General features: G+C 45.7%; 24 protein-coding genes, 1 pseudogene and 1 riboswitch. Of the genes and pseudogenes, 11 read left to right on the forward strand and 14 right to left on the reverse strand.

The window, feature by feature from the left end:
* The first annotated feature begins 7 nt into the window (after positions 1-7).
* From HGH90_RS15320 to HGH90_RS15330, 3 genes are all read left to right on the forward strand, one after another.
* On the forward strand, positions 8-2782 hold the full coding sequence (locus HGH90_RS15320) for an outer membrane beta-barrel protein (protein WP_169191482.1): 2775 nt from the start codon (positions 8-10) through the stop codon (positions 2780-2782).
* Between the two features lie 9 nt (positions 2783-2791).
* Positions 2792-3481: a hypothetical protein gene (locus tag HGH90_RS15325; protein ID WP_168762887.1), complete on the forward strand. Its 690-nt coding sequence runs from the start codon at positions 2792-2794 to the stop codon at positions 3479-3481.
* 781 nt (positions 3482-4262) lie between these two features.
* Complete coding sequence (locus HGH90_RS15330) at positions 4263-6065, forward strand: glycoside hydrolase family 97 protein (RefSeq protein ID WP_248277019.1); 1803 nt, start codon at positions 4263-4265, stop codon at positions 6063-6065.
* A gap of 63 nt (positions 6066-6128) precedes the next feature.
* On the opposite strand, the gene HGH90_RS15335 is transcribed toward HGH90_RS15330, so the two are convergent.
* A complete protein-coding gene (locus tag HGH90_RS15335; RefSeq protein ID WP_168762888.1) occupies positions 6129-6830 on the reverse strand; it encodes a MarR family winged helix-turn-helix transcriptional regulator in 702 nt (233 codons plus the stop codon).
* Positions 6831-6971: 141 nt separating this feature from the next.
* On the opposite strand from HGH90_RS15335, the gene HGH90_RS15340 reads away from it, so the two are divergent.
* Together HGH90_RS15340 and HGH90_RS15345 are read left to right on the forward strand one after the other, a co-directional pair.
* Entirely contained in the window at positions 6972-7475 is a 504-nt protein-coding gene (locus HGH90_RS15340; RefSeq protein WP_169191483.1) for a transposase, read from the forward strand.
* Positions 7476-7494: 19 nt separating this feature from the next.
* Positions 7495-8010, forward strand: a complete 516-nt coding sequence (locus HGH90_RS15345) for a putative immunity protein (protein WP_168762890.1) — start codon at positions 7495-7497, stop codon at positions 8008-8010.
* Here HGH90_RS15345 and HGH90_RS15350 read toward each other — a convergent pair whose 3' ends face one another.
* The 7 genes from HGH90_RS15350 to HGH90_RS15380 form a co-directional block, all read right to left on the reverse strand.
* A complete protein-coding gene (locus HGH90_RS15350) occupies positions 8011-8517 on the reverse strand; it encodes a hypothetical protein (protein ID WP_169191484.1) in 507 nt (168 codons plus the stop codon).
* A gap of 63 nt (positions 8518-8580) precedes the next feature.
* The gene (locus tag HGH90_RS15355) at positions 8581-8754 is read right to left on the reverse strand and encodes a hypothetical protein (protein ID WP_169191485.1); all 174 of its coding nucleotides are present in this window, start codon (positions 8752-8754) and stop codon (positions 8581-8583) included.
* A 183-nt stretch (positions 8755-8937) separates the two neighbouring features.
* The gene (locus tag HGH90_RS15360) at positions 8938-9099 is read right to left on the reverse strand and encodes a hypothetical protein (RefSeq protein WP_168762521.1); all 162 of its coding nucleotides are present in this window, start codon (positions 9097-9099) and stop codon (positions 8938-8940) included.
* The gene (locus tag HGH90_RS15365; protein ID WP_168762892.1) at positions 9092-9259 is read right to left on the reverse strand and encodes a hypothetical protein; all 168 of its coding nucleotides are present in this window, start codon (positions 9257-9259) and stop codon (positions 9092-9094) included. Before HGH90_RS15365 ends, HGH90_RS15360 begins: the two co-directional genes overlap by 8 nt.
* 240 nt (positions 9260-9499) lie before the next feature.
* Positions 9500-10267 (reverse strand): ABC transporter permease, encoded by a 768-nt coding sequence (locus HGH90_RS15370; protein ID WP_168762893.1) that lies wholly within the window; start codon positions 10265-10267, stop codon positions 9500-9502.
* The gene (locus tag HGH90_RS15375) at positions 10267-11034 is read right to left on the reverse strand and encodes an ABC transporter ATP-binding protein (protein ID WP_168762894.1); all 768 of its coding nucleotides are present in this window, start codon (positions 11032-11034) and stop codon (positions 10267-10269) included. The genes HGH90_RS15370 and HGH90_RS15375 overlap by 1 nt, the downstream gene beginning before the upstream one ends.
* A gap of 12 nt (positions 11035-11046) precedes the next feature.
* On the reverse strand, positions 11047-11919 hold the full coding sequence (locus tag HGH90_RS15380) for a pentapeptide repeat-containing protein (RefSeq protein WP_168762895.1): 873 nt from the start codon (positions 11917-11919) through the stop codon (positions 11047-11049).
* Between the two features lie 347 nt (positions 11920-12266).
* Here HGH90_RS15380 and HGH90_RS15385 point away from each other — a divergent pair, with 347 nt between their 5' ends.
* From HGH90_RS15385 to HGH90_RS15400, 4 genes and pseudogenes are all read left to right on the forward strand, one after another.
* Positions 12267-13178, forward strand: coding sequence for an ABC transporter ATP-binding protein (locus tag HGH90_RS15385; protein WP_169191486.1), 912 nt, complete (start codon positions 12267-12269; stop codon positions 13176-13178).
* Positions 13179-13180: 2 nt separating this feature from the next.
* The gene (locus HGH90_RS15390) at positions 13181-13972 is read left to right on the forward strand and encodes an ABC transporter permease (protein WP_168762897.1); all 792 of its coding nucleotides are present in this window, start codon (positions 13181-13183) and stop codon (positions 13970-13972) included.
* A gap of 41 nt (positions 13973-14013) precedes the next feature.
* A riboswitch (TPP riboswitch) is annotated at positions 14014-14105 on the reverse strand.
* Positions 14106-14374: 269 nt separating this feature from the next.
* Positions 14375-15016: pseudogene (locus HGH90_RS15395) on the forward strand (cbb3-type cytochrome c oxidase subunit I); the annotation flags it as partial.
* A complete protein-coding gene (locus HGH90_RS15400; protein WP_168762898.1) occupies positions 15006-15203 on the forward strand; it encodes a hypothetical protein in 198 nt (65 codons plus the stop codon). The pseudogene HGH90_RS15395 and the gene HGH90_RS15400, both read left to right, overlap by 11 nt.
* Before the next feature lie 8 nt (positions 15204-15211).
* Here the strand turns inward: HGH90_RS15400 and HGH90_RS15405 are convergent, their stop codons facing one another.
* The 3 genes from HGH90_RS15405 to HGH90_RS15415 all read right to left on the reverse strand — a co-directional run bounded on the left by HGH90_RS15405 (position 15212) and on the right by HGH90_RS15415 (position 17333).
* Positions 15212-15529 (reverse strand): DUF3175 domain-containing protein, encoded by a 318-nt coding sequence (locus HGH90_RS15405; protein ID WP_169191487.1) that lies wholly within the window; start codon positions 15527-15529, stop codon positions 15212-15214.
* A gap of 78 nt (positions 15530-15607) precedes the next feature.
* Positions 15608-16525, reverse strand: a complete 918-nt coding sequence (locus HGH90_RS15410) for a helix-turn-helix domain-containing protein (RefSeq protein ID WP_169191488.1) — start codon at positions 16523-16525, stop codon at positions 15608-15610.
* Positions 16526-16541: 16 nt separating this feature from the next.
* Positions 16542-17333, reverse strand: a complete 792-nt coding sequence (locus HGH90_RS15415) for an SDR family oxidoreductase (RefSeq protein WP_168762901.1) — start codon at positions 17331-17333, stop codon at positions 16542-16544.
* Positions 17334-17591: 258 nt separating this feature from the next.
* Between HGH90_RS15415 and HGH90_RS15420 the strand changes: the two genes are divergently transcribed.
* Together HGH90_RS15420 and HGH90_RS15425 are read left to right on the forward strand one after the other, a co-directional pair.
* Positions 17592-17966, forward strand: coding sequence for a helix-turn-helix domain-containing protein (locus HGH90_RS15420; protein WP_168762902.1), 375 nt, complete (start codon positions 17592-17594; stop codon positions 17964-17966).
* 92 nt (positions 17967-18058) lie between these two features.
* The gene (locus tag HGH90_RS15425; protein ID WP_169191489.1) at positions 18059-18814 is read left to right on the forward strand and encodes an SDR family oxidoreductase; all 756 of its coding nucleotides are present in this window, start codon (positions 18059-18061) and stop codon (positions 18812-18814) included.
* A gap of 76 nt (positions 18815-18890) precedes the next feature.
* Here HGH90_RS15425 and HGH90_RS15430 read toward each other — a convergent pair whose 3' ends face one another.
* The 3 genes from HGH90_RS15430 to HGH90_RS15440 are packed head-to-tail and all read right to left on the reverse strand — an operon-like array spanning position 18891 to position 21502.
* Positions 18891-19613, reverse strand: a complete 723-nt coding sequence (locus HGH90_RS15430; RefSeq protein WP_169191490.1) for a hypothetical protein — start codon at positions 19611-19613, stop codon at positions 18891-18893.
* Between the two features lie 3 nt (positions 19614-19616).
* A complete protein-coding gene (locus HGH90_RS15435; protein WP_168762905.1) occupies positions 19617-19979 on the reverse strand; it encodes a hypothetical protein in 363 nt (120 codons plus the stop codon).
* Positions 19980-19981: 2 nt separating this feature from the next.
* On the reverse strand, positions 19982-21502 hold the full coding sequence (locus tag HGH90_RS15440; RefSeq protein ID WP_169191491.1) for a hypothetical protein: 1521 nt from the start codon (positions 21500-21502) through the stop codon (positions 19982-19984).
* Positions 21503-21860 lie beyond the last annotated feature (358 nt).

The following is a 21860-nucleotide window of genomic DNA, read 5'->3' on the forward strand; positions in this document are numbered from 1 at the left end:
AATGACTATGGTAAGAATACTGCCGCTGATATTACTTGTATCTTTGCTGCTGCCAGAAGTTGCTGGGGCACAGCAATCACTGCACACATACGTTCATGATGTCGCAAACAACCAGCCACTCGCAGGCGCCACCGGGAGTCTCCGTATCCCGGGAGATACCGCGGTAATCAGCTCCGGCATGGCGAATGGACAGGGCAAAATTTCTTTCATTAATATTCCCAATGGTAAATACGAACTGCTCATACATTCCCTTGGTTACCAGGATCAAAAACGTCGTGTAACCGTTCCCGGTATATGGCCCGACAGCATCGCCCTTACCCCAGGCTTAACGCTTAGGGAGGTAACTATCCAAGAAGACGCAGCGCCGGTAAGGATGAAAGGCGATACAGTGGAATATAACGCAGCAAAATTCAAAACCAAAGAAAACGCTGTAGTGGAAGACCTGCTGCGTAAGCTGCCCGGTGTAAAAGTAGAGCGCGATGGATCGATTAAAGCACAGGGAGAACAAGTACAACGTATCCTCGTAGATGGCAAAGAGTTTTTTGGCAGCGATCCCACCGTTGCTACCCGCAACCTTCCCGCAGATATGATCGACAAAGTACAGGTGCTGGACAAGCAAAGTGAGACGGGTGAATTTACCGGCGTTGCCGACGGACAACAAACCAAGACCATCAACCTGGTAACTAAAAAGAACAGGAAGCGCGGCTTCTTTGGTAACGCCAGTGCCGGTATAGGCACCGATGGCCGCTATGAAGGCGGTATCAATGCCAATAGCTTTGCCGGTGATATGCAGCTCTCCGGATTACTCAAAGGGAATAACGTGAATAAGTCGGGATTCAGCGCATCAGAGCTGCTGCAGCTGGTAATGAAAGACCCAAACATGCTCAGGAACCTGCCGCCGGCTGCGTTGTCAGAACTGTCGCGTATGAAAGGAGTAAGGATCGAAGGCAATGGAGGCAATATCGCTGAAATAGCCCGCCCCACTGGATTGACAGACACTAAGTTCGGTGGTGTAAACTTTAATAATGACTGGGACAATTTAAAGTGGCGCAGCAGTTACTTCTACAATAACAACCGTACCAGCAATAATTATAGTTATGCCAGGCAGTACCGCATGCCAGACACCGCTTATAACTATCTCCAGGCGGGCAACACATCGGGCAACAATACCAACCAACGCATCGATATGAGCGGGGACATAAAATTTAATCCCCGTACCTCGCTGAAAATATCGCCTCATATGAGCATCAATGGCGGCAACAACCAGGAGGATCGCAGCTACCGGTCCTTTACTGCAGATGGTGTGAAGTTATTGAATGACGGACGGCAGCTAACCAATAGTATTAACAAACAGCAACTGCTGACCACCGAACTAATCCTGCGTCACCGGCTGGCCAAACCAGGACGCACGGTGGTACTGAATGTAACGCCGGAGTACTATCATAATACAGGGGAAACATACAATAGGAATACCGGCAATTTCTATAACCTGCAGGGGGGAGAAAAACAACCAATTACAGATCAGCTACGAACAGATAAGGGAGATGTGTATAGCGTGAACACCAACATTTTATACACCGAACCGCTGTCGCGCTCTCTCAGCCTGCAAGCCGGGCAAATGTTTTACTATAGCCAGGGGAAATACAACAGGCAGGTATGCGACCGCGATGCCAGCGGCCACTATACTCAACCCAATGCGTTGCTGAGTGATATATACGACGCAAATTCCCGGCAATATACCAGCAAATTATCCCTCGCCGGGAATCACAAGCGCCTGTTATACACAGTGGGAGCGGGTTGGCGCCAATTTAATATCCGTGGTAGCTCCGATATGAAAGGCTATCACGTAAACAGCAACTATCGCGCATGGCTGCCGGAAGTTTATGCCGAGTGGAAACAAAATAAAACAACGAAGTTGATCTTCCGGTATAACATGGACGCATCAGCCCCTTCTGTGGCCCAGCTTCAACCGCTGGAAGACAACAGTGATCCGCTTTACATACGGAAGGGGAATCCACTGCTGCAACAGAAAAAGAGCCAGCATTTGCAACTATCGTTCAACAACTTTCAGCTAACAGCTGGTAACAGTATCTATGCACGGGCCGATTTTACCTACTTCAACAGGGATATAACAGACAGTACCAGCATTGAAGCCGCCAGTGGCAAGCAATACATCATCCCGGTGAATGTTGCGGGGAATCTTAACGGGTCGCTGGCAGTGGGTAAAAGCATCGGCATCGGTCATAATGGTTCCTCTTTTACGGCTGGGATCAGTGCTACCTATGTACGCAGTCTTACTTTTACAAATAGTCTGCCCAACATTAACCGTACCTGGTCTATAACTCCGGATATGAATTTCAACTACTATCTGGGTGATAACATTAATGTATCGGCACGTGGGAGCGCCGCCTGGAATATGCGCCGGTTTTCCGTTACGCCGCTGCTGCCGGAAAAAAACTGGCTGCTGATGTATGGAGTGGAGTCCATTGTAACACTGCCCTGGGATATTTCACTGGAAGCGGGAACAGATGGTTTTAGTTCCTTAGGGATGGCCGCCGGGTATAATAACACCATACTATTGGTGAATGCCGCCATCACCAAGGGAATTGGTAAGTCGTTCTCCCTGCGGGCGGAAGCAAAAGACCTGCTCAATCGTAATATCACCATCAACCGCATTAATGGCAGCGGTTATATAGAAGATCGGCAGAACAGTGTACTGGGAAGATATTTTTTACTCAGTGCGGTATATAAATTCAGACACTTTCCAAAAACAAAAAAATAAATAATGCATATGAAAAAGATGGTGTTTCTGCTCGCCATGGCGAGCCTCTCTTCAGCAGTAGGTATGGCACAGGATAAGAGCCAGGGTAAAATTGATTATGAAGTTACCCTGAATGTCCGGGCGTCCATGAAGCCCGATCAGCAACAGTATAAAGACCTGGTGCCGGAAAAAGTAGTGAATAAAGAAGTACTGTATTTTAATGGTAGCAAAGCACGGTTATCTCGTAAAGATCCGGACGAGATTACATCGGATGAAGGGGCAAAAGTAAAAATAGTTACCAACGATGGTCAGATTGCAGTTTATTCAAATGGGGCTACAGGGCAGTCCTGGTCGCTACGGGAGGAAAATGGCAAGAAGACATTGGTGTCAATGGGAAAAGGACATAAGCCAATGGGAAAGCAAGTTAAGCAGGTAGACACAGCAAAAGTGGAAACCGGTAAAAGAACCAGGGAAATACTTGGATTTACCTGCCGGGAAATGGTTATAAAAAGTAAAGAGATGGGAGAGATGACATTGTGGGTAACCGATGCGCTACCGCTCTATGCCGGCCCGATGGGAATGGTAACAGATAAAGGCCTCGTGCTTGGAGTAGAGAACAAAAAGCTTAGCGCCATCGCGACTGCTATTAACTATTCCCCTGTAAGCGTCAGTGAAGTAACCATACCGGAGGATATTCCGGTAATGGAGGAGGGGAAATAACTTACGAAGGAAAGACCTATCGAGCCGGCAACCTATGAGTTGCCGGCTTTTTTAGTAGGCTGATACTGTCGGTTATAAAATCGTTTTTGTTGCAAAAAGCAATGGCGGAAGGCTTGCACCAGTTGGTGGAATCTTTAAATATTCTCTAAAAAATTTTAAGAGATATGTTACTTTTGAAAGAGTTGGAAACACTCCAGTATTGATCGATAATTGCGGGATCAAAATCCTTAAAATGATTGCTACCGGGCATAATAAAAATGAGCTATTGGAGCAAATGGCTGCCGGTAGTGAGATTGCGTTTGAAGAAATTAGCTTTTATATAGTGCCATGTTGTACGGAAATATCCTGAAGCTTGTCAAATCCCGCACGGTGGCTCAGGAAATTCTCCAGGAAGCATTTATAAAAATATGAGAGTACCATTCCGCTATTGATCCGGATAAGTCATTTTCTTCATAACTGTTTACCATCGCCCGTAATCTGATATCCAATTCCTACGTGAAAACAGCGAGAGACAGGGTGTTGCTGCAAATACCCGCTGGCGGAATGCTTCGCCGTTGCCCGGTGCGGATGTGACGATCGATTTAATCTGCGCTCCAATAGCGCAGAACCCAGGATACTGGGAATAATACTAGCTTTAAGGAGGATGGGAAAGCCATCCTCCTGTTATATCTATAAAAACAAAAGTCTGATGATGATTTCCTGGTGCAAGAAATTCTTGCTTTTATTGAGTTGTTACTTTTTCCTATCTGCCTTTTATGCAACAGCACAAAAGACAATACCATTGGAGTCCCCTGATGGGAAAACCCGGTTCCGTTTATTTATCAGTGAGGACGGTACAATCGGGTATGATATTTTTTACCGGCAGCAGGAAGTGATTGAACGCTCATCACTGGGACTGGCGGGCTGGAGTGACCATTTGCATTTGATAGCTAGTCATCAGGGCGAAAAGAATACCTCCTGGAAGCCGGTGTATGGAGAAAGAAGTGTAGTACATGACCAATATCATACCGGTACCTATACATTCGAAGGAAATGGAAAACGACAGCTGCAATTAGAGGTGCGGGTCTATAACGAAGGTGTAGCTTTTCGTTATTATTTTCCCGGAGCTACTGCCGGCAATAAGGTGCGTATTCAAAAAGATTTATCTGTATTCACACTGCCGGCAGGTACCATGGCCTGGTTTACTAACCATGCCCAGGGAAGTTATCGTCTGTTGCCGTTGGAAAAATGGCCATCAGCTGCAGAAAGGCCGTTGACATTACAGTTAAAGAATGGGCTATATGCTGCCCTGACCGAAGCGGAAGTGGTAAATTATTGTCGCACTTATTTTGCATTAGACTCCACCAAACCCAATACCATAGGCTGTGCTATGTATGAACCGGTGGAGTTTTCAAAACCATTTGCCACGCCGTGGCGGGTAGTCATGATAGCAGAGAAGCCTGCGCAGTTATTGCAACATAATGATTTGTTACTGAACCTGAATTTGCCTTGCGCCATTAAAAATACTGCCTGGATAAAGCCGGGTAAAGTAATGCGCGAAATGACCTTATCTACCGATGGGGCAAAGAAAGCGATAGACTTTGCGGTGAAGCGGCATTTGCAATACATTCATTTTGATGCAGGCTGGTACGGTTATGAATACGACACTGCTTCCGATGCATCGCGTGTACAAGTAGATCCCCGCCGTAATCCGAAGAATGATTTGGATTTGCCGGTTATAATCAGCTATGCCAAACAACATGGCATCGGCGTTTTCTTATACGTAAACCAGATTGCGTTGGCAAAGCAGCTGGATAGCTTATTGCCATTGTACGAAAAATGGGGGGTGGCAGGAGTAAAATTTGGATTTGTAAATGTAGGTTCCTATAAATGGACTGAGTGGCTGCATGAGGCAGTAAAGAAATGCGCACACTATCATTTAATGGTGGATATCCATGATGAGTATCGCCCTACCGGATTTAGCAGAACCTATCCCAACTTACTTACACAGGAAGGAATAAAAGGAAATGAAGAAATGCCGGATGCTACCCATAACACAGTATTGCCATTTACCCGGTTTTTATGCGGGGCAGCTGACTATACAATCTGCTACTACCACCGGCCGGAGCTAAAAAGCCGCCTTGCCGAAACGCAAAATGCGCATGTACTGAAAACTACGTCCATGCACCAAATGGCGTTGTCAGTGGTATATTATAGCCCACTGCAATTTTTGTATTGGTATGATAAACCGGAAGACTCGCAGGACGAGCCTGAGCTGAGATTTTTTGATGCTGTTCCTACGGTCTGGGATGATACCAGGGTCGTGGAGGGAGCCATCGGGGAGTATATTATCGTTGCCAGGAGAAGCGGAACGGATTGGTATGTGGGCGCCATCACTAATGACGACGGCCGGGATATTAAAATCAATTGCTCTTTTCTGACTAAGGGAAAGCGGTATAGGGCGGAGATTTATTACGATGACCCGGCATCTCCGGTCCGTACCAAAGTATCTATAAAACAAGTGGAGGTGGATGCTTCCAGCATACTGGATGCACATTTATTAGCATCAGGAGGGGAAGCGATCCGGTTTACCCAACTGAAATAAATAGGTGAGACTACGCGGGTGCCAGCGGCCTTTGAACCTACGCATTGCGTAGGTTTTTTTATATTAAGCGTGTTTGTCATGGCGTTTCGATCCTGAAAACGCTGCAATTTTCTTTTGCTGCTCCAGTACTATCTGCGCCATCTTTTCTGTTCCGAATGCTGCTGCCAGCAGTTCATCTATCGTTTTGCTTTTAGCATTAGACAACACTTCCTGGTGTTTTTGTTCGGTGTCTTTCAGGAGGTTGATCACCACCTGTTTGTCTTTATCGTCTATGCTGCTATACATAAGCAAAGTAGGTTTGTGAAGCAGCTGGTATAATTTAAACAGGATTTTTTCACCGGCTTTTGTCAGGCTTACCAGCTTTGCCCTTTTGTCTTCAGGGTCTGCTCTTTCAGTTATATACCCCAATTTTTTCAACCGGTTAAGGATATCAATACCAGTCGTCTGTTCTGTGAAGTTGTATTGAATGATTTGTGTTTTCTTTACCTCTTTCAGATGGTAGATAGAGTTGAGAAAGTAGAACCAATCCAGTTCAAACCCAGGAATCTCCTGTAGGGCCATTTTGGAATAGGCCGTTTGCATGCCTGCGAGTCGCCCTATCAGCTTGGCAAATACGGTATCCAGGTCAGGGGGAGTTAGGCCGCTGAATAGCTGGCTGTTGCTTTCTTGAGCCAGGAAATACATGCAGAATTCCGTTGCGGAAGCGCCCGGATGCTGCCGTGCATAAGCCTCCCAGGCGGTAATTAGTTTCACCAGTTCACTCATAAGTTAATTTATGTCGAATTCGATGTAAATATAGCAGAAAACAGGCGGATATGTTGGTTAAATGGTTTTTATATTTATTTTTACATCGAAATAGATGTTTTTATATAGAAAGTAAAACGAAAACGATTAAATATTTTTTAAATGGATAATTTAACAACAGGCTACCTGACCAGGGCCGAAATATGGTTATACATTACAACGCTTATTTATTTCCTGATGAATGGGGCGCAGGTATTTGAGACCCTGGTATTTGTGCCTAAATGGACCGATACACCGCCAGCCAACTTCAAATTACTATTAGATGGGCAGGGTGCAAGTCTAAAAAATTTCTGGATCGTTGTTCACTCCCTGCATGAAATAACTTTCCTGCTGGCTATCATATTTTGCTGGAAAATTGATTTTGCCAGGAACTGGTTATTGATTTTATTTGCCATTCATTTTGCTGTAAGAGTATGGACCCTGGCCTTTTTTGCGCCTAACATCATCAACTTTCAGCAGATAGCCGAAACCAATACATTGGTAAATGACCTGGTAAATAAAACCACGCTTTGGAAGGCGCTCAACTATGTGCGGGTCGGTATTTTTATCGGGGTGTCGGTAGGGTTGGTTCCTTTGTGCATCAGGCTATTTCATTTGCGTCATTAAAAACAACGACCCACGTAATATGATACTACCTAAAATCCGGGACAAAAGATTGATCACCGTTCGCCGTGGTGGTACACTATCAGATGAAGACCATCATCTACTGGCTATCTGGGCGGCGGAATGTGCGCAGCACGTGTTACATAACTTTGAAGCAGCGCAGCCCAATGATGATCGCCCGCGGAGGGCTATTGCATTAACCTATGCCTGGGTAAAAGGAGAAATTACTATGAAACAGGCCCATATGACAGCGTTTACAGCCAATGCAGCCGCAAGAAATGTATCTGCCGCGGCGAAATTTGCAGCATTGTCGGCAGGGCAGGCAGTGGCAGTAGCGCATGTGGCAGCACATGAATTAGGCGCTGCAGCCTATGCCATCAGGGCTGCCATGGCTGCGGCTGCAGACGATAAAAAAGAGCTGGCCCGGCAACAAGAATGTCAGTGGCAGCGGGATCAGCTCCCGAGAAAAATAAGGGAACTGGTGATCGATGATCAGCGGTTAAGGAATGATATCTGCTGGTCAGTGTTTGATGATTGACTACTTCACTTTTTCATATATATACTGTACTACCACGGCGTAATAAGAGAAATATTCGCCTTTCTTCACATTTTCAATGACGCTGGGATAATTAATAATCAGGCGGCCTTTTTCGTCTATGCCAAACTGTGATACGCCCCCACTGGCCTTCATTAATTTGTACATTAGCATAAACCGCCTGTTTTCAATCTTATATTTTGCTGACATCATTTTTTTAAAATCTCTTTTACCAGCTTCTTTGGCGTACAGTTTAAAGGTATCATCGGTGATCACTGCAAATGCTTCATCTCCGCTTTTTTCGTCCAGCAGTACATCCGGAAGCCGGTAGTATTGTTTGGTAGGTATGTAAACCGAATCGTTGTACCTGACGGAGCGGAATTTCAGCATTCGCCAGGTACCTACTAGTTTAGTTGGATCATCAATAATGATAGTAGTGTCGAGTTGCGCATGCGGGATTATCGAGTTAGCCGTTATTGTAGTAACAACGTCTTTGTCGCGGTAACTCATGGCGGCCTGCGTTTTCCTGACGGCGGGTGTCAGGAAGGCAACGTAAGCATCATAGTCATCATCTCAGTGTGGATATGCTGTTCTGGGCCTGGCAATTTTGTAATCCAGTGGAAAATCAACGGTGGTATCCTTCGGGATTCTTGATAGCTCGTCGAAGTTGTTTTCCTGGGCGCTTACGCCCATAGTACCAATGATTAACAACAAGGAGGTTAAAAATCCGATGAGGTAACTTTTCATGTGGTTGCGGGATGTTGGTGATAATTACCGGTAATGATTACAGGTAATAAACCTGTGATCATTACCGGTATGCTACAATTACTAATATAGAAATAAACTTTATAATAAAGCCTTTTTCCAGGACAATAAAATATACCCGCTCATCAGTCATCAACTGTCTGATACGATAAACTTGTCGAGGGTTTATTCCGACTTTAAACTATCTACTGGGTTGGTTAGTGCTGCTTTTACCGATTGGAAGCTGACGGTAAAAAGTGCGATGAGTATAGCGATCATCCCTGCCAGCACAAATATCCCACCAGGAAATAGGGGCGCTGTAGGCAAGCCCTGCAACCATTTATGCATGCAATACCATGCAATTGGAAATCAGGATGGCGATGGTCATACCTGTATTCATGAGTCGTTCTGTTTGTTGCTCTTTATCGTACCAGTTGCGGATTGTATCATCATAAAAATGATACTCAAATTTTTCATTGGGATAGATAGCTGCATAAGCACTTTGCATGTCTGACAGGTTTTTTTTAAGCTGTTCACTGCCCTTATCACCCAGCGATAACCTGATATTCAGCTAGCGGTTTACTTGCCGTGTTGTATGGTTGATAACCAATTGTTTATGCGGATTTAGATGTCCAGTTATGAATGATTAGTGTTCGGAAATGGACGGGTGGATATAGGTATTTATCAGGGCTACATTATATTGCCTCTAATGAGAGCGCCACCCATTGAGTGGCGCTCTCATTACAAACTACCCCCGCCTCTTATATACCCTCATCGCAAAAAAATAAGCCAGCAAGGTAATCCCTCCGCACCATCCTAATGCCACCCATATTCCATTGCCTACTGGCTGATGATATAGCAATGCACGGATCGCTTCCACAATCGACGTCACCGGTTGATGCTCGGCAAAGGCACGAACCCCTGAGGGCATTGACTTCGTGGGTACAAACGCTGAGCTGATCAACGGCAGAAAGTGAATGGGATAGGCAATAGCGCTGGCGCCATCGATCGTTTTGGCAGTGAGTCCGGGAATAACTGCGATCCAGGTCAATGCCAGGGTAAACATAGCCAGTATGCCGGCTATAGCCAGCCAGGACGCTAAGCCTGCGGGTGAGCGAAAACCCATCAGGAGCGCTACGAGAATAATGACGATCAGCGAAATGACGTTGGATACCAGCGAGGTAAGCACATGTCCCCATAACGCCGCAGAGCGTGCAATCGGCATGGAGTGGAAGCGCTCAAAAATACCCCGCTGCACATCGGTAAACAGGCGGAAGGAGGTGTAACCCACGCTGTTGGCGATAGCAATCAGCAGGATGCCCGGCAACAAATAATTTACATAATTATCGCTGCCGGTTTGAATGGCGCCTCCCAACACATATACAAATAACAGCATCATCGCGATGGGCATAATAGTAACAGTAATGATGGTATCCATGCTCCGGGAAACATGGCGCATCGAGCGGCCCAGCATCACGCCCAGGTCTATAAAGAAATAGTTTTTGATCGTTTCCATTAGTAGGTTGTTTTTGTACCAACAATGGCGAGAAATATCTCTTCCAGCGTTGGTTGTTTTTCAATGTATTCAACTTTTGCAGGCGGAAATAGCTGCTTCAGTGCTTCCAGCGTGCCGCTGGCGATAATTTTACCGTTATGCAAGATGGCAATAGTATCGGCAAGCTGCTCGGCTTCTTCCAGGTATTGAGTGGTCAGAAAAACCGTAGTGCCGCCGCGGGCCAGTTTTTTGACGATCTCCCAAACAACGATGCGCGCTTCCGGATCAAGCCCAGTGGAAGGCTCGTCGAGGAAAATGAGGGATGGGTTTCCGACCAGGCTCATGGCGATATCCAGCCGCCGGCGCATACCCCCCGAATAAATAGCCGCCTTCCGGTGGGAGGCGTCGGTTAAACCAAAGCGCTCCAATAAATCATCCGCTACCTGCCGGGGATGGGGAAGATGCCGCAACCTGGCCATCATGATAAGGTTTTCCCGGCCGGTCAACACTTCATCCACGGCGGCAAATTGCCCGGTGAGACTGATTGACTGCCGTACCTGCTCAGGTTGCAACGATACATCGAATCCATTTACAATGGCTTGTCCGTTGTTTTGTTTCAACAGCGTAGCGAGGATTTTAACCATAGTGGTCTTGCCTGAACCATTGGGGCCGAGCAAAGCGAAAATGCTCCCTTTCTCTACCTGGAAGTCAACGCCCTTTAACACCGGTGTATTTTTATAGGATTTTTCCAGTCCTTTTACCGCGATAGCGATTTCATTTGATGACATATGCATACATTCTTATGCGGTTAACAATGTGATACCATTCATATCTGCTTTCCCGTTTTTCAGGAATTCAAATGTCATCCGGTCTGCCTGGCAGTCGATAAACCGGATATGCTTCAGGCTCCTGCATTTGAAGAAAGTGTTAGTGAGCGTGGAATTTTGAAAGGTTACCCTGGAAAAGGACGCGTTTTCAAAATAGCAATCTTCCAGCTTGCCCTCGAATATAATGTTGGCTAAATGGGTAGCATTAAACATAGTGCGGTGCAGCCTCACATTTACCAGGGTATTTTTCTCCATGGCGCAAGAGGTAAAGGCGGCCCCGGTTAAATCGGCGCCCGAGAAGTCGCAGTTTTTAATATGACTGCCTGAAAATTGCGCCGCTTTGAGTGAACAATCATTAAAATGATTATCTACCCAATGAGAATTTCCTATGTGGCTATTATCCAGTTTGGATCCGGAGAAATCGCAGGCTGTAATCATATTATTTTTCAGTAAAAGTCCCGACAGGTCTGAACCAATAAACTTGCAACGCTGCATGTTGGAGGAGCTGAACTTTTCATGTAGGTTTTTCAGCCCGGAGAAGTCGGCATCTACCCAATTTCCGAGCGACATATCCCAGTTAAGCGGTTGTGTTACGGGCTGTTCGTCCAAAACCTTCATGGATGTGCTCTCCGGAGAGGACGTGAATTTTTCTGAGAAATAATTCAGGTCAACTCCCAGGATTTCCGCCAGTTGGCTAAGCGTAATGATATCCGGGACGGATTCGCCCCGTTCCCATTTTCCTACCGCCTGCGGGCTGATAAATAACCGTTGCGCCAGCTGCGCCTGTGAGATGTTTATTCTTTTCCTTGCGTGAGCAATTTTATTACCGATCATTTTAGTTTCCATAAATGTGTTTTTTTGTTTTTTGTGTCGACCTCACAAAGGTATTCCGATACATACCGAACCACCTAAAAACAATCGCCACCCTTAGTTGTATGATCGCTACTTGTGGTTGTTATTTGACAACTGTAGGTTGTAGGTGGTTGAAATTCAGCTTATTGGGAAAAAAGTGACAACGAGGACTATGTCCGGAAAATGTAGCTTGTTACCTTCAATCCGCCAATGGAAATATTAGAGAAGAATAAAATTTAATCCCATGAATGACCTGTTTCATCCCTGGTTATTGAGCGTCTGTCACAAATAACTTCCTGATCTCTACCATTCATATTCCTTTGAGCTAAACAAACATTACTATGGGGAAATGGGTCATAGAAACCGATAATTTAACTTTTGGCTATAACAAACGAACGACCGTATTTGACAAAATTAATCTCAGGGTGGAAACCGCTGCGATTTATGGATTTATGGGACCTAACGGGGCGGGAAAAACTACCCTGATAAGGCTGCTGCTGGGTTTATTGCCGCATCATACGGGTGGGATCATGTTATTTGGAAAGCCATTAAAGGGCCACAGGTTAGAGATTTTATCGAAAACAGGCTGTCTTGTAGAGCAGCCCTCGTTATATGAAAACTTGACAGGCAGGGATAATCTCAGCATTACCTGTATGATCAGGGGACTTCAGAAAGACAGCATCGACAGGGTATTACATATGACGGGCCTCAGGGATGCCGCCAATAAGCGGGTAGACGCCTATTCACAGGGAATGAAACAACGGCTGGGCCTTGCTATAGCCCTGCTTCCACAGCCAGAACTATTGATACTCGATGAGCCGGTGAATGGACTCGATCCTTTGGGAATAATTGAGATCAGGGAGTTATTGATTCATCTCAACAAGGAGTATGGCACTACTATATTTCTTTCGAGTCATCTTTTGTCAGAACTGGAGAAGTTGGTAACGCATACTGGTATTTTACGGAAAGGCGAACTCATATTTCAGGGGAGTGCAGCCGAATTGGAAGCCATACAACAGCAACAGTCCACGGTCATGATCAACACGGATAACAATCAGGGTTGTTTACAATTGTTGAAACAGGACTATCCGGCAGTCTCTCTGGTAGCCGACAGGCTACATGTTCCTTATGAAGATAAAGAAACTATTGGCGATTTATGCCAAAGGATGGTGCTGGCAGGCTTTCGTCTATATGAAGTGAAGACAGGCGATCACGACCTGGAAAATATATTTATGAAATTAACAAGTAACTAATAATGGCGAAGTTTTGGCCCTCCTTATTGACAGAATTTATAAAAATCAGGAATTCATTTGCCCGGTGGCTAATATTACTGGGTGGGTTTATGATGCCTGCATTTGTGGCTTTTGTTGTGTTCACTAAATGGAAACATATAGCCGGGGAGGCGGGAGATAATCCCTGGGGTTTATTTGCCGAGATGTCCTGGAAGGGAATGTCTTTCTTCTATTCTGTCTTTTTCATCGTGTTGTTAACCTGCCTGTACTTTAACATCGAGTATAAAAATAATACCTGGAAACATATTTTCACGCTCCCTATAGGGAAGGGACAAGTATACCTGAATAAGGTACTTTCGATGATAGTATTTGTAGTTTGTTATTATATGCTGTTTATCCCGTTTTGGGTGGCTATGGGGTATTTGCTGGGAGCCATTAAGCCTCCGTTGCACTTTGCCTGTCATGCGCCGGATTTTGCCCTGCTGTTCAGGAATTGTTGTCACTCCCTGATTTCATCACTGAGTATCATTGGTATTCATATTTGGCTGAGTATACGGTTTAAGAATATGATTATCCCGATTGCAGTGGCTGTTTTTTGCTCCATTGTGATGGTAGCGCTTTTCCAAGGAGCGGCAACGGAAATCAAATATTTTCCCTATGCCTACCACTATTTATCGATTGCCACACCTTATTTTTTTCATGAGTATATCTGGGGACCATTGCCGGAGCATGAATGGTATAGCGTCGGATTTTTTATATTGTTTTGCTCATGGGGATATTGGGACTTTACCAGGAATTTTGCAGGCGATCGTTAAATCCTTCTAAATAAAAAGGCTCTGGTCCTAAGACCGGAGCCATGGTTGTTTCTTTCTTTTCCTACGCTGGTATTATCCAGATCAGGTCCGAGGGTATGTTCTCAGGTCTGTTTTAAGAGACCACCCCTTTTCGGGAAACTTCCGCTATAGATAACTACAAAACCGTGCCAGTATCCCCCCATCATTTGTCAGCAGGAGGAGCCCCTATTTTTAGCTATCTCAAGGCTGAAAGGAATTCCACAGGCGATACATATTGTGCATATATTTCCCAGTCCGCAAATAGAACAATCAAAAATATAAAGAAACCTTCCCGGATAAGTAGTGTATGCGAAGGAATACAGCCTCCCCGGAAGCTGATCCATAGGCCTTTCCTGGCATAGTAAATGAGGCGTGCAGCACGCGGGATATCCCGATGCTTCTTTTCCCTGGCTGGAGAGCATACTGGGGCATTGGGCCAAAGGGGGGCATATTTCAGCGGAGGCCTTTTATGCCATGATCACCATGCATGGCACCATTCTTATCTTTTTTGTATTGACTGCCGGCTTGAGCGGTACCTTCTCCAACCTGCTGATTCCTTTACAGGTAGGGGCTCGTGATATGGCCTCTCCTTTTTTAAACATGTTGAGTTACTGGTTCTTCTTTCTCTCCAGCATAGTGATGATGAGCTCCCTGTTTGTACAAATAGGGCCGGCATCCGGCGGCTGGACGGCCTATCCTCCGCTAAGCGCGCTGGGAGATGCTTCCATCGGTTCTAAGATAGGTATGGATTTATGGCTGGCCAGCATGGCGCTGTTCGTTGTGTCGCAACTGCTCGCTGGCATCAACTATATTACCACGATAGTTAATATGCGTACCAAGGGCATGCAAATGAACCGGCTGCCGTTAACCATGTGTGGGTTCTTTTTTACGGCTATCCTGGGCGTATTATCCTTCCCGGTATTGCTGGCTGGTTTTATCCTGTTGCTCATGGACCGGCATGCCGGCACCAGCTTTTACCTGAGTGAAATATTTATAGGCGGGAGAATATTACCGAATGAAGGCGGCATTAACTACTCTTAACCCCTGGAAGGCCAATACGCTAGAATGGACAACACCCATTCATCCGGGGCATGGCAACTGGCCCGGCGAAGTCCCCGTTGTATATCGCTGGGCGTATGACTATGGGAAAAACGGCGAGGAGTTTATTCCACAAACGACTCCGCCAATGCAGGGCGAGAAGGACATCACCTGAAGCGCAGATTATTTATCCCTTCCAAAAACAACTCTTAGTTTCTCCTTAGCTTTTTCCAGTGTTTGCTTTTGTTTTTCCGGGAGATTTTTACCTGCCCGGTTGATATAGAAATTCAGCATAGACATGGCCGATTGATATGGAGTGCCTTTTCGGCGGTGGCTTTTGCGGGATGAGCGCTTGAGCGACTCCGCAATTTCCTGTGGATCGTCAGATTTAAAAATTCCCTGTTTGAGATCCAGGGCATCGCTGGTTTCCATGACATGTGCTGACCATTTTTTACCGGTTTTTTTTCGGTTGTGGGTGGTATGTGATGTTTTCTTCTTCATAATCCTGGTTTTTTGTAGGTTCTCCGGGAAAGAAAATAATCAACAATGAATCCAGAAAATGAATGCCAGCAGTGAACATCAATTAAACCCCTGCCTAAACTCTAGCGGTGACTGCTTCGTTTTTATCTTAAACAGTTTACTAAATGACTGCGGATGCTCAAACCCCAGCTCATACGCAATCTCGCTAATGGATAAATCACTGGTAGAGAGCTTCTCTTTTGCTTTTTCTATCAGCTTTTCATGGATATGTTGCTGGGCATTTTGCCCGGTGAGGGAGCGCAGCATGTCGCTGAGATAACGAGGGGAGAGGTGCAGCTGTGCCGCCAGGTATTCTACCGTGGGAAGGCCCTGGTGCAGGGCTTTCTCGTCATCGAAATAATTGTTCAGTAGTTGTTCCATAGTGGATAGCAGGTCGTGGTTCACCGTTTTGCGGGTAATGAATTGTCGTTTATAAAACCGGTTGCTGAAGTTGAGCAATACCTCGATGTAAGACAGCAGCACGTCCTGGCTGAAATCATCGATAGGATTGTTGAGCTCCCGGTTAATATGTTCCAATATTTCCAGGATGGTGGTTCTTTCTTTTTCCGACAGGTGAAGCGCTTCATTAGCTTCATAGGCAAAGAAGCCATACTTCTTAATGTCTTTGCCCAGTGCATGGTTGCGGATAAAGTCGGGGTGAATGAGGAGGGTAACGCCGTATAATTCGGTTTCATTTTCCATGATGGAAATGATTTGATGAGGGGCGGTAAACACCAGGCCGCCCTCGTCAAAGTCATAATAACCTTGTCCGTAGCCAATTCTGCCTTTCGGCAACTTCTTATAAGATATCTTATAGAAATTGAGCAGAAGCGATTTAGGTAGCTCTTCTACCGTTGCTGCAATTTTGGTGTTGTCGATGAGACTCACCAGCGGATGCATCGGGCTGGGTAAGCCCAGCAGCCGGTGCACCGTGGTAATGTCGTCAATTTTGTAAGGAACCGGCGTAGCTCTTTTCATAATGCTAATTTACGGATTATGCGCCTAGTATGCTTTTGCCTAGTTCTTTTCTGAAGGCTTCTGCGCCAATTTCGAGGCGGCGGGCGTATAGCGACTGTGCATCATTGCCGGCTACGTAGCGTACCTGGTCTTTGCCATCGGTGGCGGCTTCGTATACTACGGCGGCTATCTGAGCGGCACTGGAAAAGTTGTTGACGTCGAAAAGCGCCCATACCTTTTTGCTGGTGTCATCATAAGCAGGGTGGGAGAGTGCATCGAGGGAGCGACTGGCAAAGTCGGTAACAATACCACCGGGTGCAACGGTTTTTACGCCAATGTTGAAGAGCGACAGCTCATAAGCCAGGCTTTCACTCCAGCCTTCGAGGGCAAACTTGGTGGCATGATATACGGAGCTAAGCGGGAAAGTAAGGAAGCCGCCCATGGAAGTGGTAGTAATAAATAGACCGCTTTTTTTCTCCCTGAAATACGGGATGAAGGCCTGGGTTACCCGCAATACGCCCAGCAGGTTGGTGTCCAGCTGCCGGGTCAGTTGCTCATCACTGAAGCCTTCCATAGGTCCCATCAGCCCATAGCCTGCATTGTTGAATACTACATCTACACCTAATTGTATCGCTTTGTCTACGGTGGAGCGAATTTGTAGAGGATCGGTAACGTCTAATGGCAATACGGTTACGTTGTCGAGTTGCGCCAGCGACGACCCTGCCGGTTGACGCATAGTGGCAATCACTTTCCATCCCTGCTGCTGGAATAATTCTGCGGTGGCTTTCCCTAACCCGGTAGAAGCACCGGTAATAAAAATTGTTTTCATGTTTTGTGATGTTTATAACACAAAATTCCACCAGCGGTAGGGATGTTACGTAACCATAATGAAGATGATTGTAGCCAAAATGACGAAAGCTGGTCAACAGGTCCAAGGGGTGTGCATATCTAAAATGAATACGCATAGAATAGAAGTGCTATTACATGATGTAGCAGATAAATTATGACCGCCTTTGGCAGTCCCTACTGTTTTTTGTAGCTTCACGACCGTGAAGTAATGTTTAACCCGGGCAACATTCAGCAGATCATGTCGAAATCCGTCAGCAAACCAATAAGGCAAAGTGAGGTGATTACGCAAGCGTATTTTACCTTTTTAGATAAACATATTACAGATGTCATTAATGGAGATGCGCCGCATTTTATGGAGCTGAACCAGATTGCGGCGGCCATGTTTGTGTCGCATGCGCATCTTACCGCTACTATCCAGCAAACCATGGGGCATCATCCCTGCCATTTTTATGATGGAAAAATCATCGATGCCGCGAAGAAAATGCTGGCGGAAACAGATAAGCCCATCGCGGAAATTGCCAACATACTGACCTACGATCCTTCCAACTTCTCCAAGTTTTTTAAAAAAATAACCGGGCAAACACCGGGGCATTTCAGGGAAAAAATAAAATAGGGCTCCGGGAAAATTCCTTAAAGTTCACCATGGCGTCTATACAGGTTTCTCGACCTTTATCCTATTGTTAAACCAAGTAAAAAAAGGACATCATGGCAAGTAACGATTTAAAAGGAAAGGTAGTGCTCATCGCTGGCGGCGCCAAGAACCTCGGGGGATTAATCAGCAGAAACCTCGCTAAGAAAGGGGCAAAAATAGCCATCCATTACAACAGTGACAGCACTAAAGCAGATGCGGAAAAAACGCTGACCGATATTACCAGCGCGGGCGGAGAAGCATTTCTGTACCAGGCCGATCTTACCAGGATAGATAATATCAAGCAGTTGTTTGAAGAAACTAAAAAGAGATGGAATGGAATAGATATCGCTATCAATACAATTGGTAAGGTATTGAAGAAACCTTTCCCCGATACTACGGAAGCTGAATACGATTCGATGTTCGACATCAATTCAAAAGTAGCTTATTTCTTCATGCAGGAAGCGGGCAAACAGTTGAATGATCACGGTAAGATTTGTACAATTGTAACTTCCCTGCTGGCAGCTTATACGGGTCTGTACTCCACCTATGCTGGCGCCAAGGCCCCGGTAGAAGATTTCACAAGGGCGGCGTCAAAAGAGTTTGGTAGCCGTGGTATTTCTGTAACAGCAGTAGCGCCGGGCCCTATGGATACCCCGTTTTTCTATGGCCAGGAAACGCCGGATGCGGTAGCCTATCATAAATCTGCGTCAGCTCTCGGTGGATTGACCGATATTAAAGACATCGCACCTCTCGTAGAGTTCCTGGTAACAGACGGCTGGTGGATTACCGGGCAAACGATTTTTGCTAACGGAGGTTATACTACCCGTTAAAAAGCCTTCATCTTTTACATTTAACCAGCTTGCCATTGACATCGAACAGACCGCCGGTGCCAGCGGCAAGCTCCGTCTATTTATTAATGTAGAGCATGACATCTCTTCTGAGCGTATCCCCCTGTGGAGACAATGCCTTCGACACTACTTTAAACTTCCCCGATACTTTGTAAGGATTGATAACCGTGATGGTAGCGAGATGCATACTGGAAAAGGAGAATGATGGATAAATGAGATTGACGCTGGTATCCAGCGGTGTGATCACAAAAAATACTTTGACGGGATCAGTAACCATGCCCCGGCCCGGATTGCGGACCAGTTCAGCTGAGATAGAGAAAGAGGTACTGGTATCGCCGGTATAAGGATCGCTGGTAAGAAGTATATCATCTGGCAGCGCGGTGTTCACCGTAATGAATGTATCGATGGTATAGGTATCGGTAGTGGCCTTGATCATGCATTTACCGGGTTGCTTGCTAACCAGGGTGGTGGTAGCAATGCCCTCATCGTTGGCTTTTACAACCTGGATGGTGTCATTGTTGGGAAATGCACCGCTCTTAGCCACAAAAGTTACGGTGCGCTTGTCGGCACTTGCTTCGGGATTGATTTTTACCTTGATCTGGCAGCTGGAGGCGCTATCTGCATCCAATGACGTGACAGAGAGCTCCTGGAATGCGATGATATCCTTCAGTTTTGGTCCCAACGTATTACCCAGGGAATAAAGATCGTCTTCCCGGTCACAGGCGGGCAAGAGGGTCAGTAGCAGGATGTTTACCAGGACGGTTAATTTGGTTTTCATCATTGGTCAGGGAATTAGGGTGAAGCTGGTAATTTGTTCTCTTCGGTTGTTAAGCCGATCCTGGATCGTAAGACTCACCCTTATTTCTATTGGATCTGCTGACTGGACGTCAGAGTGGATATCGACAATCTGGGTATAGGTAAGGAAGTCTTCACTGATCAGCATTGTTTTTTGCCAGCTGGCGGGATCTATGGCTACCTTCAGGTCGGAAAGCACAAAGCTCACTACCTGTACAGGGTTCTGTTCGGGAGTGGTCACTACCGCATCATAGAAGACAGTACACGTATCGCGTCCGCTTTTTACATTGGAGCTGCCGTCGGCAGCCAGTATTTTAACGTTGTCGAGCAAAAGAGTTGGTTGTTGTACCATTGTTACATATTTTGACGGGTTCTGAAAATGGCACTACCCACGCCGTTCAGGAGTGATTGTACCCTTACATCAATAGATAGCGACACAAATGGAGATCCGTGGAAGCGGAGGTTATCCTTGGCAGTAGTGGGATTCGTTGGTTCGCGATAGTATAGGTAAAAGCCGCTGTTGACTTTGAGCCATGGCCATAATTTTATGCCGGTACCCAGTATCAGTGCCTGGCCACCGATAATCCCTCTTCGTACGCTGTCTTTGGCAACAGCATCTACAGAAATCCCGATAAGGAAAGAAAGCCTGGAGCGGACAATAGGCCCAAAGCCTTTATATTCCCGCAGGGGAATGGAATCATCCAGTGGAGATAGTGCCACCTGTACACCTATATATGGATTTACCCGGCCAATACCCCAAACATAAGCCAGACCCAAGTCTGAAGCGATAAATTGGCTCGCCTGTTTCACAAATTCTTCGGGGTAGGTGCAAGCCAGCACGCCTTGCAGTTTAATAGAATTGGCAATTAAGCTGTAGGTCAAATACCGGTTGGCCGCGTCACGGGACTCAATAGCGGCTTTGATATTTTTCGCTATAAGTCCATAAGTCCGGTTAACAGTGAAGCTGCTATCTTTAGGAATAACACGATAAAACTGGGCCATAATGGCGGAGGTATCCGATTCCTTAATAGTTGACCAGTCGACCTGCATTAATGTATTAGTGGCCTTTGCAACAAAATCATTCCCCGCAATTCTTTTAAGAGAGTCATTCAAACGGGCATCTTCGCTTATGTCTCTGAGTTGGAGAGTAGCATTGGCAATTTTATTATACATCTCTGCATAGCTGTGCAGCTGGCTGGCGAGATCCTTATCCGACAGGTCGAGGGTATAGTCCTTATTAATTTTGCGTGCGGTGCTGAGTGCATTTTCTCTTATCGCTCTTACAAAACCGGAGAATGTTTGGTCAAAATGGCTATGGGGATCCGCCAGGTTGACTCTGGCAAAAGTGTTCAGCAATGTCGGGATGGCATCATTGCTTACCAGCGCAGCTAATACAGCAGCCGATTCTGCATCCGTCAATTCTCTTTTACTATAAGTGTTTATTTGGATGAAATAATCTGTGCTGGGCTGAAGTGTGATCAGGTGAGGTATTATTGCCTGGGTGCCGGTATCAGCGAAGTTAACGTTCCGGGTAACAGAGTCCACCAGGATGGGGGTTAGCGTATTGCTTAGCAGCACATCATTGGAGAGGAAGATTCTTTTTCCATTTACTCTTTTTCCTTTCCTGGTTAAGCCAGCATCTTTCATCAGCTTTCGGTAATTGGTAACGCCTACCGGGTAAATCGTAGCAGAAATAGCAGTTACCTCTGGCTTAATATGTACCAGTTTTAGCTGGAAGGCCCTGTCGAATGGCACTTTCCCATCCAGTGCTTCCGGACGGTCGAAGTCGTATACTACCTGTTGCCCATATATTTTTCCGAAAGAGAAAATACAGAGAAGAAGCAGGAAAATACTTTTAAGATAGGTATTGGTCATTGTCGGGGAAGATTGAAGTGATACTTAGGTTCTGGGAAATACTTAAATACTTGCGTACGAAGTCATTTATTTCATAATGCTACACGATTTGCGTTATGGAGGTAACGTTTAATTTATAGGGAATAATTGAATGCTGCCAGCACTTCCATGAATATTGCTCTTTGCTCTTACAACAGCAGCGTTAATTGGAGTTAATGTCTAGGTGCTCGATAAATAGGATTTCTATCATCCTTGCTGAAGTTACAAAAAATAAAAAATAAAAATAAAATAAATTTTTCGGGTGATGCTTTCCGGAAACAAGCGTATATCCCGGGTTGATCTTACACCACATTGCATCGGTTATGGAACATGCTATTGG

The organism is Chitinophaga sp. Ak27 (assembly GCF_012726295.1).
Lineage (GTDB): Bacteria > Bacteroidota > Bacteroidia > Chitinophagales > Chitinophagaceae > Chitinophaga.